At 57.4% G+C, this 16591-nt stretch carries 11 protein-coding genes; 7 read left to right on the forward strand and 4 right to left on the reverse strand.

From position 1 onward, the window contains the following. Positions 1-44 precede the first annotated feature (44 nt). Positions 45-1295: a flavodoxin-dependent (E)-4-hydroxy-3-methylbut-2-enyl-diphosphate synthase gene (gene ispG, locus CUC55_RS11180; protein ID WP_103087878.1), complete on the forward strand. Its 1251-nt coding sequence runs from the start codon at positions 45-47 to the stop codon at positions 1293-1295. Between the two features lie 68 nt (positions 1296-1363). After that, complete coding sequence (locus CUC55_RS11185; RefSeq protein WP_067645877.1) at positions 1364-2029, forward strand: YiaD family glycine zipper/OmpA-like lipoprotein; 666 nt, start codon at positions 1364-1366, stop codon at positions 2027-2029. 83 nt (positions 2030-2112) lie between these two features. Here CUC55_RS11185 and pyc read toward each other — a convergent pair whose 3' ends face one another. Together pyc and CUC55_RS11195 are read right to left on the reverse strand one after the other, a co-directional pair. Beyond that, positions 2113-5574 (reverse strand): pyruvate carboxylase, encoded by a 3462-nt coding sequence (gene pyc, locus CUC55_RS11190; RefSeq protein ID WP_103087879.1) that lies wholly within the window; start codon positions 5572-5574, stop codon positions 2113-2115. A gap of 116 nt (positions 5575-5690) precedes the next feature. Continuing rightward, positions 5691-6428, reverse strand: coding sequence for a helix-turn-helix transcriptional regulator (locus tag CUC55_RS11195; RefSeq protein WP_103087995.1), 738 nt, complete (start codon positions 6426-6428; stop codon positions 5691-5693). 372 nt (positions 6429-6800) lie between these two features. Here CUC55_RS11195 and CUC55_RS11200 point away from each other — a divergent pair, with 372 nt between their 5' ends. Continuing rightward, positions 6801-8585, forward strand: coding sequence for a glucan ABC transporter ATP-binding protein/ permease (locus CUC55_RS11200; RefSeq protein ID WP_103087880.1), 1785 nt, complete (start codon positions 6801-6803; stop codon positions 8583-8585). Between the two features lie 87 nt (positions 8586-8672). Here CUC55_RS11200 and CUC55_RS11205 read toward each other — a convergent pair whose 3' ends face one another. After that, positions 8673-9374: a DUF1013 domain-containing protein gene (locus CUC55_RS11205; RefSeq protein ID WP_103087881.1), complete on the reverse strand. Its 702-nt coding sequence runs from the start codon at positions 9372-9374 to the stop codon at positions 8673-8675. A 230-nt stretch (positions 9375-9604) separates the two neighbouring features. Between CUC55_RS11205 and acs the strand changes: the two genes are divergently transcribed. The 4 genes from acs to CUC55_RS11225 all read left to right on the forward strand — a co-directional run bounded on the left by acs (position 9605) and on the right by CUC55_RS11225 (position 15332). Beyond that, positions 9605-11563 carry an acetate--CoA ligase gene (acs, locus tag CUC55_RS11210; RefSeq protein WP_103087882.1) on the forward strand — a complete coding sequence of 653 codons (1959 nt, stop codon included), beginning with the start codon at positions 9605-9607 and terminating at the stop codon, positions 11561-11563. Between the two features lie 140 nt (positions 11564-11703). Continuing rightward, the gene (locus tag CUC55_RS11215) at positions 11704-12594 is read left to right on the forward strand and encodes an NAD(P)-dependent oxidoreductase (protein WP_067645888.1); all 891 of its coding nucleotides are present in this window, start codon (positions 11704-11706) and stop codon (positions 12592-12594) included. A gap of 215 nt (positions 12595-12809) precedes the next feature. Then, on the forward strand, positions 12810-14243 hold the full coding sequence (locus CUC55_RS11220; protein WP_103087996.1) for an aldehyde dehydrogenase family protein: 1434 nt from the start codon (positions 12810-12812) through the stop codon (positions 14241-14243). A 117-nt stretch (positions 14244-14360) separates the two neighbouring features. Further along, complete coding sequence (locus tag CUC55_RS11225) at positions 14361-15332, forward strand: threonine ammonia-lyase (protein WP_067645890.1); 972 nt, start codon at positions 14361-14363, stop codon at positions 15330-15332. On the opposite strand, the gene CUC55_RS11230 is transcribed toward CUC55_RS11225, so the two are convergent. After that, positions 15329-16435, reverse strand: coding sequence for an NAD(P)/FAD-dependent oxidoreductase (locus tag CUC55_RS11230; protein ID WP_103087883.1), 1107 nt, complete (start codon positions 16433-16435; stop codon positions 15329-15331). The genes CUC55_RS11225 and CUC55_RS11230 overlap by 4 nt on opposite strands. Between the last annotated feature and the right edge of the window lie 156 nt (positions 16436-16591).

The following is a 16591-nucleotide window of genomic DNA, read 5'->3' on the forward strand; positions in this document are numbered from 1 at the left end:
TTCCACCTGAATGATCAGATTTACCGCAATTGTTCGAGAACACCATGACGTCACACGCCGATTTTGATCCCAAGCCGCGCCGGTCCTCGGTCGCTGTCGATGTCGGTGGCGTTATCGTCGGTGGCNGGGCGCCGGTCGTGGTTCAATCCATGACCAACACGGATACCGCCGATATCGACGCCACCGTGCAGCAGGTCGCAGCCCTTTTTCGCGCTGGCTCTGAAATCGTGCGCATCACCGTCGATCGCGATGAAAGCGCCGCCGCCGTTCCGAAAATCCGTGACCGGCTGATGCGGCTTGGCCTTGATGTACCGCTGGTGGGGGATTTCCACTATATCGGCCACAAGTTGCTGGCAGATCACCCTGCCTGCGCCGAAGCGCTGGCGAAATATCGAATCAATCCAGGCAATGTCGGCTTCAAGGACAAGAAAGACAAGCAGTTCGGCGACATCGTCGAAATGGCGATCCGCTATGACAAGCCCGTGCGCATTGGCGTCAACTGGGGCTCGCTGGATCAGGAATTGCTGACCACCTTGATGGACAAGAACAAGGATCAGGGCTTCCCGCTGTCTGCCCGTCAGGTCACGCGCGAAGCCATCGTCCAGTCCGCCTTGATTTCCGCTGAGCTTGCCGAAGAAATCGGCCTGCCACGCAACCGCATCATCCTGTCGGCAAAAGTCAGCCAGGTGCAGGATCTGATCGCCGTCTATTCCATGCTGTCGGAACGGTCCGACCATGTGCTGCATCTTGGCCTCACCGAAGCGGGCATGGGCTCGAAGGGCATCGTCGCATCCTCTGCCGCCATGGGTTACGTCCTGCAACACGGCATTGGCGATACGATCCGTGTGTCGCTGACGCCGGAGCCGAACGGTGACCGCACCCGTGAAGTGCAGGTCGCGCAGGAAATCCTGCAGGTCATGGGTTTCCGCCAGTTCGTTCCCGTGGTCGCGGCCTGTCCCGGCTGCGGGCGCACCACGTCAACAGTGTTTCAGGAACTGGCCCAGAACATTCAGAACGATCTTCGCAAGAACATGCCGGTCTGGCGCGAAAAATATCCAGGCGTAGAAGCGCTGAACGTCGCCGTCATGGGCTGCATCGTCAACGGCCCTGGTGAAAGCAAGCATGCCGATATCGGTATCTCTCTACCCGGCACCGGCGAAAATCCGGCCGCGCCCGTCTTCATAGACNGCGAAAAAGCGCTGACCCTGCGCGGGCCTGACATCGCCAGGGATTTCGAGGGATTGGTCATTGACTACATCGAGAAACGTTTCGGTCGAAAGGACGCGGCGGAGTAAGTTTCGACCGTGNAAATGCCAAAATTCATCTGTCTTACCTCACGTGAACTCACGGAGCACTGGAATTCATGATCAAGAAGTTTGTCGTTCTTGCGCTTGCCGCAACCTACCTTTCCGCCTGCACCACCACCGATCCCTACACAGGTGAGCAGAAGGTTTCAAACATGGCGGGCGGCGCGGGCATCGGCGCTCTTGCAGGCGCTGTCGGGGGTCTGGCCATCGGTGGCGGCAACAAGGGTCGCAATGCCTTGATCGGCGCCGGTATCGGCGCTTTGGCTGGCGGTGCCATCGGCGGTTACATGGACAATCAGGAATCCGAGCTTCGCCAGCAGCTTCAGGGTACCGGCGTCTCGGTGACCCGTCGTGGCGACAGCATCGTGCTCAACATGCCATCCAACGTCACCTTCGCGACGGATCAGGATCAGGTCATTCCGCCATTCTATCCGACGCTGAATTCGGTCGCGATCGTTCTCAACAAGTTCAACAAGACCTATATCGACATCAACGGCCATACCGATTCCACCGGCAGCCTTGCCCACAACCAGGGCCTTTCGGAGCGTCGCGCCGCATCGGTCGCGAACTACCTCGGTGAGCGTGGCGGTGTCGACCAGCGCCGTATCTCCACCATGGGCTTCGGTCCATCCCAGCCGATTGCATCCAACGCGACAGCCGATGGCCGCGCTCAGAACCGCCGCGTCGAAGTGCTGATTTCACCGCTCACGCAGAACGGATGATCTGAAAGCACAGACGAGCATCAAAACACCCCGCATAAAAAAGCCCACCTTTCGGTGGGCTTTTCGTTTCTCTGCTTTCCACATCACTCGCCGTAAGCGATCAGTAGATCCTTGGCATCGATCTGGTCACCGGGTTTGACGAGCACTTCGGCCATCTTGCCATCACGCTCCGCATGAAGAGCGGTTTCCATCTTCATCGCTTCGATTGACACGAGCACGTCGCCAGCCTTCACATCCTGTCCCTGATTGATGAAGACGCGCGAGATGACGCCCGGCATCGGTGCGCCGACATGGGCAGCGTTGCCGGGTTCCGACTTGCGGCGCACGGCAGAACCGGATGCGCCGTGCGCACGGTCAGGCACCTTGATGCGACGCGGTTGGCCGTTGATCTCGAAGAACACCGTCACCATGCCCTTGTCATCAATGCCGGATGAGGCCTGATTGACGATCACAAGCGTCTTGCCACGCTCGATATCCGCAAACAATTCTTCGCCATCTTCCATGCCGTAGAAATAGGCGTGTGTCGGCAGAACCGAAACCGGACCATAGGTTTCCGATGCCAAGGCGAAGTCGGTAAAGACCTTCGGATACATCAGGTAGGAGGCAAACTCGAAGTCATCGACCGAACGCTCCAGCTTGGTTTCGATCTCTTTCCGCTCGGCATCGAGATCGGCATCGTCAAGAAGCGAACCGGGACGAGCCGTGTAGGGCTGATCACCCTTCAGCGCTTTTTTCTGCAACGCCTGCGGCCAACCGCCCGGCGACTGGCCGAGATCGCCCTTCAGCATGGAAACGACCGAATCAGGGAAGGAGACTTCCNTTTCGGGGTTTTCGACATCGGCGACCGTGAGGTCCTGAGAGACCATCATCAGCGCCATATCGCCGACGACCTTGGAAGACGGTGTCACCTTGACGATATCGCCGAACATCTGGTTGACGTCCGCATAGGTCTGCGCCACCTCGTGCCAGCGGCTTTCAAGACCCAGCGAACGGGCCTGTTCCTTGAGGTTGGTGAACTGGCCACCCGGCATTTCGTGCAGATAGACTTCCGATGCCGGTCCCTTGAGATCGCTCTCAAAGGCGGCATATTGGCCACGCACCGCTTCCCAATAAAACGAGATGCGGCGGATCCATTCGGGATCAAGCCCGGTGTCGCGGTCTGTGCCCTTCAGCGCCTCCACAATGGAACCGAGACACGGCTGCGATGTGTTGCCCGAAAGCGCATCCATGGCCGCATCCACCGCATCCACGCCCGCTTCCACCGCCGCCAGCACCGTGGCAGCCGAGATCCCGGATGTATCATGGGTGTGGAAATGGATTGGCAGGCTGGTCGCTTCACGCAAGGCCTTGAACAGGACCCGGGCGGCGGCGGGCTTCAACAGCCCGGCCATGTCCTTGACGGCTATGATATGCGCGCCAGCCTTTTCGAGTTCAGCAGCAAGGTTGGTGTAATATTTGAGGTCGTATTTCGGACGAGCGGAATTCAGAAGATCGCCCGTATAGCAGATCGTGGCTTCGCACAGCTTGTTCTCTTCCGCAATCGCATCCATCGATACGCGCATATTATCGACCCAGTTGAGGCAATCGNAAACACGGAACAGATCGACGCCGCCCTTTGCGGCCTGGCGGACGAAATATTTGACGACATTGTCGGGGTAGTTCTTGTAGCCAACGCCATTTGCACCGCGCAGAAGCATCTGCAGCAGCAGGTTTGGCGCACCCTCGCGGATGAGCCCAAGGCGCTCCCACGGGTCTTCGGTGAGGAAGCGCATCGACACATCGAAGGTCGCACCGCCCCAGCATTCCAGCGATAGGAGCTGCGGCAACGCCTTGGCATAAGCGCTTGAAACGCGAGCGATATCATGGGTGCGGACACGGGTTGCCAGCAACGACTGGTGGCCATCGCGCATGGTCGTATCTGTCACCAGCACGCGCTTTTCGTTGCGCATCCATTCGGCAAAGCCCTTTGGCCCCAACTTGTCGAGAAGCTGCTTGGTACCGTCAGGTGTCGGTTTGTCGATATAGGGAACAACCGGCACAGGCGCGTTGGCGGCAGGTTGAACGCGGCCCTTCGTTTCGGGATGTCCGTTGACGGTCACATCGGCCAGATAGGTCAAAAGCTTGGTCGCACGGTCCTGCCGTTTGACCTGCTCGAACAGTTCAGGCGTCGAATCGATGAAGCGCGTCGTGTAGGTGNTTTCGACAAAGCTCGGATGGCTGATGATGGCTTCCAGAAAGGTGAGGTTGGTTGCCACGCCGCGAATACGGAATTCGCGCAGCGCACGATGCATGCGGGCGATGGCTTCGTCCGGCTGTGGCGCCCAGGCCGTGACCTTCACCAGCAGCGGATCGTAATAGCGCGTGATGATCGCGCCCGAATAGGACGTGCCGCCATCCAGACGAATGCCGAAACCCGACGCCGAACGGTAAGCGGTGATGCGGCCGTAATCGGGAATGAAATTATGCTCTGGGTCCTCAGTGGTGATGCGGCACTGAAGCGCATGGCCGTTGAGGCGAATGTCTTTTTGCGCAGGCACGCCTGATTCCGGCGTACCGATGGTCTCGCCTTCAAGAATATGGATCTGCGCNTTTACGATATCGATGCCGGTGACGACTTCGGTCACCGTGTGCTCGACCTGAATACGCGGATTGACCTCGATGAAGTAGAATTTGCCGCTATCGGCATCCATCAGATACTCGACCGTGCCAGCACCGACATAATTGGTGGCGCCTGCGATCTTCAGCGAATAATTCGCCAGTTCCTGACGGCGTTCGTCGGAAAGATACGGCGCTGGTGCGCGTTCGACCACCTTTTGATTGCGACGCTGGATGGAGCAGTCACGCTCAAACAGATGCACGACATTGCCGTGTGTATCGCCAAGGATTTGGCTCTCGACGTGGCGGGCGCGCTCCAGAAGTTTTTCCAGATAGACCTCATCCTTGCCGAAAGCAGCCTTTGCCTCGCGCTTGGCTTCCGTCACCTCGCGGGCAAGATCTTCCTTTTTACGGATGGCGCGCATGCCGCGACCGCCGCCGCCCCAGGATGCCTTCAGCATCACGGGGTAACCGATCTCCTCGGCCATGCGCTCTACCTCGGCCATATCATCCGGCAGCGGTTCGGTTGCCGGAACAACCGGCACACCAACGGAAATGGCGAGATTGCGCGCAGCAACCTTGTTGCCCAGCCGGCGCATGGTATCGGCAGTGGGTCCGATGAAGATCAGCCCGGCCTCGTTGCAGGCCTCCACGAATTCAGGGCTTTCCGACAGGAGGCCGTAACCGGGGTGAATGGCGTCTGCGCCTGAAAGCTTGGCAACGCGGATCACCTCCTCGATCGACAGATAGCTCTCGATCGGCCCCATATCCTTGGCCAGATGCGGGCCACGACCGACCTGATAACTCTCGTCCGCCTTGAAGCGATGCAGCGAAAGCTTGTCCTCCTCCGCCCAGATCGCGACCGTTTTTATGCCAAGCTCGTTGGCAGCACGGAATACACGGATCGCAATCTCTGAACGATTGGCGACAAGAATTTTCGATATCTTCAACACGGCCTCCCAAAACCTCGCAGGCAAATGTATTTGCTGCACCGCGAAATTAAGCAGTAAATGCGGCAGTTGGAAAGGGCGTTTTTGTCGATGACTGTCTGGATGAGCAGAAGGTTTTAGCAGATAATTCCGTGGCGTAGGGCAAGCGCCACCACATGCTGGCGATTTCTCGCGTCAAGCTTGCGTTGGATGCCGTTTATGTACCAGTCAACGGTGTGGCTGGAAATCGAAAGGCTCTTGCCTATTTCCGGCGACGTCTTGCCTTGAGCGAGCAGTGTCAGCACATCCAGCTCTCGCTTTGTAAACTGCGTGGAGGACATATCGGGGATGGACAAAACGGCTTCAGATTGACCGGTAAATTCCAGCAGCCGCCAGAACGCGACACGCATGGCCGTATCTATGATGAACAGATCGGATGTTGAAAGCATCCGCCCGTCACCAAAGATGTAAACGCCGCCCAGCAAGCCGCTACGCCCGTGGATCGGAAAGGCATAACCTTCGCGCAGACCATACCGCGCGGCATCCTGAAACAACTTGGCGGCGCGTTTGCGTTGCGTGGCTTGAGGCAGCATCGCCACTACATCACGACAACGGAATGGTTGATGCAAAAGGCCAAGCGTCCGCTTAACCGGATCGCTGTTTCCATANTTTTTGGCGTGATAGACTTCCTTCCAGCCGTCGGGCAAATGCTCCGCCAGCACAGTCCCTGTAAACGTCAAATCTTCCGCATCACGGCGAATCACGCGATAAAAATCGAATCCGAGCCGACACGTCAGATCATGAAAAGCCGACAGAAAACGCTCTTCTGTTTTTGCCTCGTTGCACTGAGTCAAAAACTGAAAAACATTGTGCATTGAAACGAATACCCTGGAAGGAAATGAGACGATATCGATGGTTTCGGAAGCGCGATGCTCGAATCGAGGACCGATCAAAGCCGATATCACCAATGGCAAGTTGTGCCATATAATGTAATTAAATTATTAAAACCATACCGCGAAATTTTGCAACATGCTTTGTTGTGAGACACGCCGAAAGCAGACCTCTTGCATCATTCTTACTAATTTTTTCAGCACCCAAAGGTTTAAGCGATGACCGTTAAGCGGCCATTCATGTGGAAAAAGCGATAACATACTGACCAACTGGCATAAGCCGCCGTTTCGTCGGCTCGCCACGCTCCAAGCGTAACAATCGCGCTACTAGACTGACATGAATACGGGATTTGGCAATTGACACTGTTTCAGGTTTACACTCGCGCTCTGCGCTACCTCGCCGACAACAAGTTGCGTGTCACCGTCGTCGTCGTCGCGAACGTCATTCTGGCTGCAATCACGATTGCCGAGCCGGTGCTGTTCGGCCGCATCATCGATGGACTTTCATCTGGCACTATCCCAGTCAACATCCTCATCCTTTGGGGAGCTTTTGCCCTGTTCAATACGGTCGCCTATGTTGCTGTAGCGCGTGAGGCGGACCGGTTGGCACATGGGCGCCGTGCGTCCTTGCTCACGGAAGCCTTCGGCCGAATCATCTCCATGCCGCTCTCATGGCACCACCAGCGCGGTACATCCAACGCGCTGCATACGCTTCTGCGCGCAAGTGAAACACTGTTCGGCCTGTGGCTGGAATTCATGCGAACCCATCTTGCGACATTTGTTGCGCTGATTCTTCTCATCCCGACTGCCATCTCCATGGACCTGCGCCTCAGCTTTGTTTTGATGGGACTGGGTATCGTCTATTGGTTCATCGGCAAATGGGTGATGGAGCGCACCAAAGAAGGTCAGGCATCCGTAGAAGAGCATTACCACACGGTTTTCGCCCACGTCAGCGATTCGATCAGTAACGTTTCTGTATTGCACAGCTACAACCGCATCGAAGCTGAAACAAAAGCGCTTAAGTCATTTACGGAGCGACTTCTCAGCGCGCAATATCCGGTTCTGGACTGGTGGGCATTTGCAAGTGCATTGAACCGGACCGCCTCTTCGGTTTCGATGATGATCATTCTCGTCGTCGGTGCCATCCTGGTGAAGAACGGCGAGTTGCGGGTTGGTGACATCATCGCCTTCATCGGCTTTGCAAACCTGCTGATCGGGCGCCTGGACCAAGTGCGCGCTTTCGCGACCCAGATTTTCGAGGCACGGGCCAAGCTCGTAGACTTCTTCAAGCTCGAAGATTCCGTGCAGGAGCGTGAGGAGCCAAGCGGCGCCATCGAACTCGGCCAAGTCTCGGGCAAGGTGGAATTCCGTAACGTCAATTTCGGNTTTGCCAACACCAAGCAGGGCGTTCACGACGTGTCGTTTACCGCCAACGCCGGAGAAACCATTGCAATCGTCGGACCGACCGGTGCAGGCAAGACGACCCTCATCAACCTGTTGCAGCGGGTCTACGATCCCAATGGTGGCCAGATCCTTGTGGACGGAACCGACATTTCGACGGTAACGCGGCAGTCGCTGCGGCACTCCATTGCCACGGNTTTCCAGGATGCGGGCCTTCTCAACCGGTCGATCCGCGATAACATCCGCCTTGGTCGCGATAGTGCCACCGATGACGAGATCGTCCAGGCCGCAGCTGCAGCCGCTGCGACCGACTTTATCGACAGCAGAAACACCGGCTACATGACGCAGGTCGGCGAACGCGGCAACCGTCTTTCCGGCGGCGAGCGCCAGCGCATCGCCATTGCGCGCGCTGTGTTGAAAAACGCGCCGATCCTCGTTCTCGACGAAGCGACCAGTGCGCTCGATGTCGAAACCGAGGCGCGCGTGAAGGACGCTGTCGATGCGCTTCGCAAGGACAGAACGACCTTCATCATCGCCCACCGCCTGTCGACCGTGCGCGACGCCGACCAGGTCCTGTTCATGGACAATGGCCGGATCGTTGAAAAAGGCACCTTCGATGAGCTGAGCATGCGCGGCGGTCGCTTCTCGTCGCTGTTGCGAGCCAGCGGCCTGCTGAACGACGATGAGAAAACCGGTGCTCCGGTACTGTCAATGCCTGCAAAGTCAGCCCTGACGGGATGAAGACGTGCTAAGGAAGAGATCCTACCCGCTCAACAAAAAGCCCCGGTCGATGCCGGGGCTTTTTCGTATGCTGACTGNAAACTGAAATCAGAAATTATCGTCTTCGTCGTCATCCTTGCGGGTAGACTTGAGCGAGCTGAGCTTGGCGAAAACGGCATTGGCGTCGATTGCNTTTTCTTCTTCGCGCTCATACTTGTAGCCAAGAACTTCCGTAGCTGCAGCAGGCTGCAACGTCGCGTCCAGTTCTTCCTGCGTTGGAAGGGGACGGCCACGCGATGCGCGTTCAACTTCAAGATCGAGATCGATCTGGCTGCACAGGCCAAGTGTCACCGGGTCCATCGGTGTCAGGTTGGCCGAATTCCAGTGCGAACGGTCGCGAATCTGTTCNATGGTGGACTTCGTAGTGCCGACGAGACGCGAAATCTGCGCGTCCTTCAATTCGGCATGGTTGCGCACCAGCCACAAAATGGCGTTCGGGCGATCCTGACGCTTCGAAACAGGCGTGTAGCGCGGTCCACGACGCTTCGATTCCGGTACACGAACCTTTGGCTCGGAAAGCTTGATCTTGTGGTTAGGATTGGCAACCGCACGCTCGATTTCGTCACGGGACAGCTGTCCGGTCGAGATAGGGTCGAGACCCTTGATTCCCTGCGCCGCTTCGCCGTCGGCGATAGCCTTGACTTCCAGTGGATGCAGTTTGCNAAATGTCGCGATCTGCTCGAACGACAATGCGGTATTATCCACCAGCCAGACGGCCGTCGCTTTCGGCATGAGCAATGTTTGAGCCATAGATACAGTCCTTCTGTCCGTCCGCTCCGGTGGCGCGGGACGTGGATGTTAACCACTAATTTCCGGGATATTAGCGCTCTATAACCGGATTGCATCAGAATTGCAATTCTTTGCGCAACAAATGACCTTTGTCTAATTGCCGGATGTCACCGAACTGCTATGAATCTGGCACATGACTGAAAAATGGAGTTTCCGGTCATTACAAGACGAATCGGCCTGAGGAGGAATTCATGTCTGCCAAAGTCTACCCGGTCCTAAAATCTGCTACAAAGCACACGTTGATCGATAATGACCGTTATCTGNAATGGTACGAGCAGAGCGTTGAGGACCCTGAAAAGTTCTGGGGCAAGCATGGCAAGCGGATAGATTGGTTCAAGCCCTACACCAAGGTCAAGAACACCTCTTTCAAGGGCAAAGTACCGATCAAGTGGTTCGAGGACGGGCTGACGAATGTTTCGTACAATTGCATCGACCGCCACCTGAAGACCCATGGCGAGCGCACCGCGATCATCTGGGAAGGCGACAATCCCTATATCGACAAGAAGATCACCTATAACCAGCTTTACGATGCGGTGTGTCGTCTCGCCAATGTGATGAAGAAACACGGCGTCAAAAAGGGCGACCGTGTCACCATCTACATGCCGATGATCCCCGAGGCCACCTATGCGATGCTCGCCTGCGCCCGCATCGGTGCGGTGCACTCCGTTGTGTTTGGTGGCTTCTCGCCCGATGCGCTGGCAGGCCGTATCGTTGACTGCGAGTCAACATTCGTCATCACTTGCGATGAAGGCGTGCGGGGCGGCAAGCCCATTCCGCTCAAGGACAACACCGACAAGGCCATCGACATTGCCGCCAGACAGCATGTGAGGGTGGACAAGGTGCTGGTGGTGCGCCGCACCGGCGGCAAGACCACTTGGGCACCGGGCCGCGACCTCTGGTACCATCAGGAAATCGCATCCGTTAAACCCCATTGCGAACCGGCCAAGATGAAGGCGGAAGACCCGCTGTTCATTCTCTACACCTCAGGGTCCACCGGCAAACCGAAGGGGGTGCTGCACACGACGGGTGGTTATCTCGTCTATGTGTCGATGACCCATGAATATGTCTTCGATTATCACGATGGCGATATCTACTGGTGCANCGCCGATGTCGGCTGGGTGACGGGCCACTCCTATATCGTCTATGGGCCACTCGCCAATTGCGCCACCACCGTCATGTTCGAAGGCGTCCCCAACTTNCCTGATCANGGACGCTTCTGGGAGGTCATCGACAAGCATCAGGTCAACATCTTCTACACGGCCCCGACGGCACTTCGTTCGCTGATGGGTGCCGGCAATGACTTCGTCAAGCGCTCCTCGCGCTCCAGCCTGCGGCTGCTCGGCACCGTGGGTGAGCCGATCAATCCGGAAGCATGGGAATGGTATTACCACGTGGTGGGTGAGGATAAGAGCCCGATCGTTGACACCTGGTGGCAGACGGAAACCGGCGGCATTCTGATTACGCCGCTTCCGGGCGCGACCGACCTCAAGCCAGGCTCGGCCACGCGGCCTTTCTTCGGCGTTCAGCCACAGCTGGTCGATGCCGAGGGCAAGGTGCTGGAAGGCGCAGCAGACGGCAACCTCTGCATTGCCGATAGCTGGCCGGGACAATCGCGCACCGTCTATGGCGATCACAAGCGCTTTATTGAAACCTACTTCTCGACCTACAAGGGCAAATACTTCACCGGCGATGGCTGCCGCCGCGATGAGGATGGCTATTACTGGATTACCGGTCGCGTCGATGACGTGCTTAATGTGTCCGGCCATCGTCTGGGAACTGCGGAAGTGGAATCGGCGCTCGTCTCGCACAATCTCGTCTCGGAAGCTGCCGTCGTCGGCTACCCGCATTCCATCAAGGGACAGGGCATCTATTGCTATGTCACGCTGATGGCGGGACAGACCGGGGACGATGCCCTACGCGCCGAACTGGTCAAGCATGTCCGCAACGAAATCGGCCCCGTCGCCACGCCCGACAAGATCCAGTTCTCGCCGGGCCTGCCCAAGACCCGCTCGGGCAAGATCATGCGCCGCATCCTGCGCAAGATCGCCGAGGATGATTTTGGCGCGCTGGGCGATACGTCAACGCTGGCTGATCCCGCCGTGGTCGATGACCTCATCGNAAACAGGCAGAACAAGACGGCAGTGGCTTGAACCGCACCGAGNAAAAATGAAAAAATATCCGGTAGCTTTGCGGCTGCCGGGTATTTTTATGATTGGGAACGTTTCTCGGCCCAAACGCGCTTTCTGCAATTGCATCAACATGCACATTGATGGAACGGGAGGAAACCGACATGCACAATTCTAAAAGCCGCGTCATCGCCTTTATCGGCACGGGATTGATGGGCGGGCCGATGGCGCGCAATCTGCTGAAGACCGGATTTGGCGTTCGGGTCTGGAACCGTAGCGCCGAGAAAGCGCAAGCGCTGGTAGCCGATGGCGCCGTGCTGGCCGCTTCACCGGCAGAGGCGGCAAACGGCGCCGATATCGTCATGACCATGTTGAGCGATGGCAATGCGGTCCAAGATGTGCTTTTCGATGCTGGCGTGGCAGGTGTGCTCGCGAAAGGCTCAATCGTCATCGACTGCAGTTCGATTGCGCCACCCATTGCGCGCGAACATGCCGGGAAACTCAAGGAATTTGGCATCCATCACATCGATGCACCGGTTTCCGGGGGCGTCGTCGGCGCGACGGCAGGCACCCTTGCCATCATGGCTGGCGGTGATGAAGCCGTGATCTCAAACCTTTCGGATGTCTTTGCTGCCATGGGCAGGTTGACCTATGTCGGCCCATCCGGTGCCGGGCAATTGTGCAAGCTGGCCAATCAGCAGATCGTTGCCATCACGATCGGCGCTGTCGCCGAGGCGATGATGCTGGTAGAGGCCGGTGGCGCATCGCGCGAAGGTTTTCGAAACGCCATCCGTGGCGGTTTTGCCGAAAGCCGGATCCTGGAACTGCATGGAGAGCGCATGGTGAAACGCGATTTTGTGCCTGGCGGGCCGTCCAAATTCCAGTTGAAAGACTTGAATGGCGTTCTGGCGACGGCACAAGACCTGTCGCTTACCCTTCCACTAACAGAGCAGATCACTCAGGAATTCGCTGATTTCGTCGGCGACGGTGGGGCAGATATCGATCACAGTGGAATTCTGCTCTATCTGGAAAAACTGAACAAGCAGACGCGTTAGATCAGCCGAAATCATTCGCGAATCAACACTTGCCAACCCTGTCGTATGGTGACTTTCGTTAAGGCATATTATAAGGTCGCCACCAGCTTCACAGCACCGCCCGGTGCCGTATCATCATCAATGACCTCAAGATCGTTTCACAACGAGCTCAAGGTCGTTTCATAACGCGACGTGGCGCGGGAACCGGCCGCTTCAGCGTCAAAGGGAGTATGTTCATGACCATCCATCAGAACCTGATCAATGGCGAGTGGATCGGAGCCGACACGTCGGCAAACATCAATCCATCCGACACCAACGAGGTTGTTGGCCTTTACGCGCAAGCGGGAGCCGAAGAAGCAAAGCAAGCCATTGCTGCCGCCAAGGCAGCCTTTCCGGCATGGTCGCGGTCCGGCATTCTGGAACGCCACGCAATCCTGAAAAAGACCGCAGACGAAATCCTCGCCCGCAAGGAAGAGCTCGGCGCGCTTCTGGCCCGTGAAGAGGGCAAGGTTCTGGCCGAAGGCATTGGCGAAACCATCCGCGCGGCACAAATCTTCGATTTCTTCGCAGGTGAAGCGCTGCGCCTCGCTGGCGAAGTCATTCCATCGGCCCGCCCGAATATCGGCGTCGAAGTTACCCGCGAGCCGCTTGGCGTCATCGGCATCATCACGCCCTGGAACTTCCCGATTGCCATTCCAGCCTGGAAAATTGCACCCGCGCTCTGCTACGGCAACACGATCGTCTTCAAGCCTGCCGATCTGGTACCGGGTTGCGCATGGGCGATTGTCGATATTCTGCACCGCGCTGGTCTGCCGAAGGGTGTCTTGAATCTCGTCATGGGCCGCGGCTCAGTCGTCGGCCAAGCCATGCTCGACAGCCCGCATCTGTCCGGCATCACCTTCACGGGCTCCACCGGCACCGGACAGCGCGTTGCAGCCTCTTCACTGCCGTTCAACCGCAAATTCCAGCTGGAAATGGGCGGCAAAAACCCTTTCGTGGTTCTCGATGACGCCGATCTCAGCGTCGCGGTAGAAGCAGCCGCCAATTCGGGTTTCTACTCCACCGGACAGCGTTGCACGGCATCCTCACGCCTCATCGTGACCGAAGGCATCCACGACAAGTTCGTGGCAGCACTGACCGAACGTCTTTCCAAAATCAATGTCGGTCATGCCATGGACAAGGAAACCCATGTCGGCCCGGTCGTTGATGNAAAGCAGCTGAAGCAGGACACCGATTACATCGAGATCGGCAAGAAGGAAGGTGCAAAGCTCGCCTTCGGCGGTGAGGTCATCAAGCGCGAAACACCCGGTTTCTTCCTCCAGCCTGCCCTGTTTACCGAAGCCACCAACAGCATGCGCATTTCGCAGGAAGAAATCTTCGGACCTGTGGTCGCCGTCATTCGGGTCAAGGACTATGATGAGGCTTTGGCTGCTGCCAATGACACGCCGTTTGGCCTGTCGTCCGGCATCGCCACCACCAGCCTGAAACATGCGACCCATTTCAAGCGCAATGCCGAAGCCGGTATGGTCATGGTCAACCTGCCCACAGCCGGCGTCGATTTCCATGTGCCATTCGGCGGTCGAAAGGCATCGTCCTTCGGTCCTCGCGAGCAGGGCAAATATGCAAGCGAATTCTTCACCACAGTAAAAACAGCTTACACGCTGGCATAAGCCGCTCTTTCNAAAAAAACAGATCCCCGGCACCGCCCCGGGGANTTTTTGTCTTTTTTACCGGAATTGTTTCCGACTATGCTGTGCGATCAACTGCGTCGGGNAAACAGGAACAGCATGACAGATATTACGATGATCGAGGCCGCGCGCAAGCGTATCGGGACTGAAGCCATCCGTACGCCTTTGCTGTCGTCACCTTTTCTGGACGAGATTGCCGGACGCAGGATTTTCGTGAAGGCGGAATGCCTGCAAAGGACCGGTTCGTTCAAGTTTCGTGGCGGCTGGTCAGCCGTATCAGCACTTGAGCCGGATGTTCGCAAGCGCGGCGTCATCGCATTTTCCTCGGGCAATCACGCGCAGGGCGTGGCGCTGGCCGCAGCGCTGCACGGCGTGCCCTCCGTCATCATCATGCCCCAGGACGCGCCAGCGATAAAAATCGAAAACACCAAAGCCTATGGTGCCGAAGTCGTTTTGTTCGACCGCGCCAATGACGACAGGGACGCCATCGGCGCTATGCTTTCGCAGGAACGCGGCCTGACATTGATCCGGCCCTTCGATGAACCATTGGTCATCGCGGGTCAGGGAACGGTGGGGCTGGAAATTGCCGAGCAGGGACTGGAACTGGGCATCACCACTGCCGACGTTCTCGTTCCCTGCGGCGGCGGTGGCCTTACCTCGGGTGTGGCGCTTGCGTTGCAGGCCAATGCACCTGGTTACACCGTCAGAACCTGCGAACCGGAGAAATTCGATGATGTCGCCCGCTCGCTGGCATCTGGCAAGATCGAGCGCAACGAGGCTTTGGCTGGCTCGATATGCGATGCGATCATCACGCCGCAGCCGGGCAATATCACATTCCCGATCATGATGAACCGATGCGGCAAAGGCATCGTGGTGTCGGAAGATGAAGCCCTGCGCGCCATGGTGTTGGCATTCCTGCGGCTGAAAGTCGTTGTCGAGCCAGGTGGTGCGGTAGCACTGGCCGCCGCCCTGTTTCATGGCGAGGAATTTGAAACGGACACGATCATCGCCATCGCTTCTGGCGGAAACGTCGATCCCGGCGTCATGGCATCGGCACTGTCACGTTTTTAAGATTTGGCGAGACGGCGAGACACCTCTTGCGCAATCGCCATCGATGCCGTCAGTCCCGGGCTTTCGATGCCGAAAAGATTGACGAGCCCGTTGATGCCATGGACCTCGGGACCATCGATGCGNAAATCCATCGCAGGATCATCAGGGCCTGAAATTTTCGGACGAATGCCGGAATAGGCTGGCGAAAGCGCGTTGTCTGGCATATCGGGCCAGTATTGCCGAATGGCCGCATTGAATCCTTTGGAGCGACCCGGATCGACGGCATAGTCGATCTCATCGACCCATTGCACGTCAGGGCCGAACCGTGCCTGACCACCGAGGTCGAGCGTCAGGTGAACGCCAAGGCCATGGCTATGGGGTGCCGGATAGATCAGCCGTGNAAACGGTGATTTTCCCGCTAGCGCGAAATAGGAACCCTTGGCAAAGCGGGCAACCGGTACATGGTCCACCGAAAGAGCCTCAATGCCCCTTGCGACCGCTGGCGCGTAAAGGCCCGCCGCATTGATCAGAAAACCGCAGCTCAGTTGCATGGGCTCGGCACCGCCAACGAAAACCTTAAAGCCGCTAACGTCCCTGTCTGCCCGTAGAAACGGAGCATGATAAGCGATCACGGCACCTGCGTCCTCGGCGTCCCCTAGAAGCGCCAGCATGTAGGCATGGCTGTCGATGATGCCGGTGGACGGAGAACACAGCGCCGCTTTGCAGGAAAGCGCAGGCTCGATGGTCCGTGCCGCTTGCCCGTCGATCATCACAAGGTCTTCGCAGCCGCTCTCCATGCCGCGTCGTTTCAGGTCTTCCAGAAGCGTGATTTCATTATCGGTGGCGGCAACAATAAGCTTGCCGCAGCGGCGGTGACCGACACCGTGCGTTTCGCAGNAATCGTAAAGCTGTCGTCTGCCCTCGACACACAGTTGCGCTTTCAGACTTCCCTTCAGATAGTAGAGACCGGCATGGATGACCTCGCTGTTGCGAGACGAGGTATGGGTGCCGAACTCACCTTCCNTTTCCAGAACAATGACGGATAGGCCTGTCATCGCCAGTTCCCGGGCCACGGCTATACCGATGACACCTGCACCGATGATCAAGACGTCTGTATCTGCCAAATCGTGTCGCCGTTAATTTTGTGTTGAACCGGAAAGGTCGCCGCGCGTTGAACGTTAACAAATCGGTAGATCGGTGCCTGTTGGGAGGCAAGTGGCGATCAGTATTTTCTCCGATTTCGGCAACTTATGGNAAATCCTCTCTCCAGAATGACCAGA

This window comes from Agrobacterium bohemicum (genome assembly GCF_002896715.1).
Lineage (GTDB): Bacteria > Pseudomonadota > Alphaproteobacteria > Rhizobiales > Rhizobiaceae > Agrobacterium > Agrobacterium bohemicum.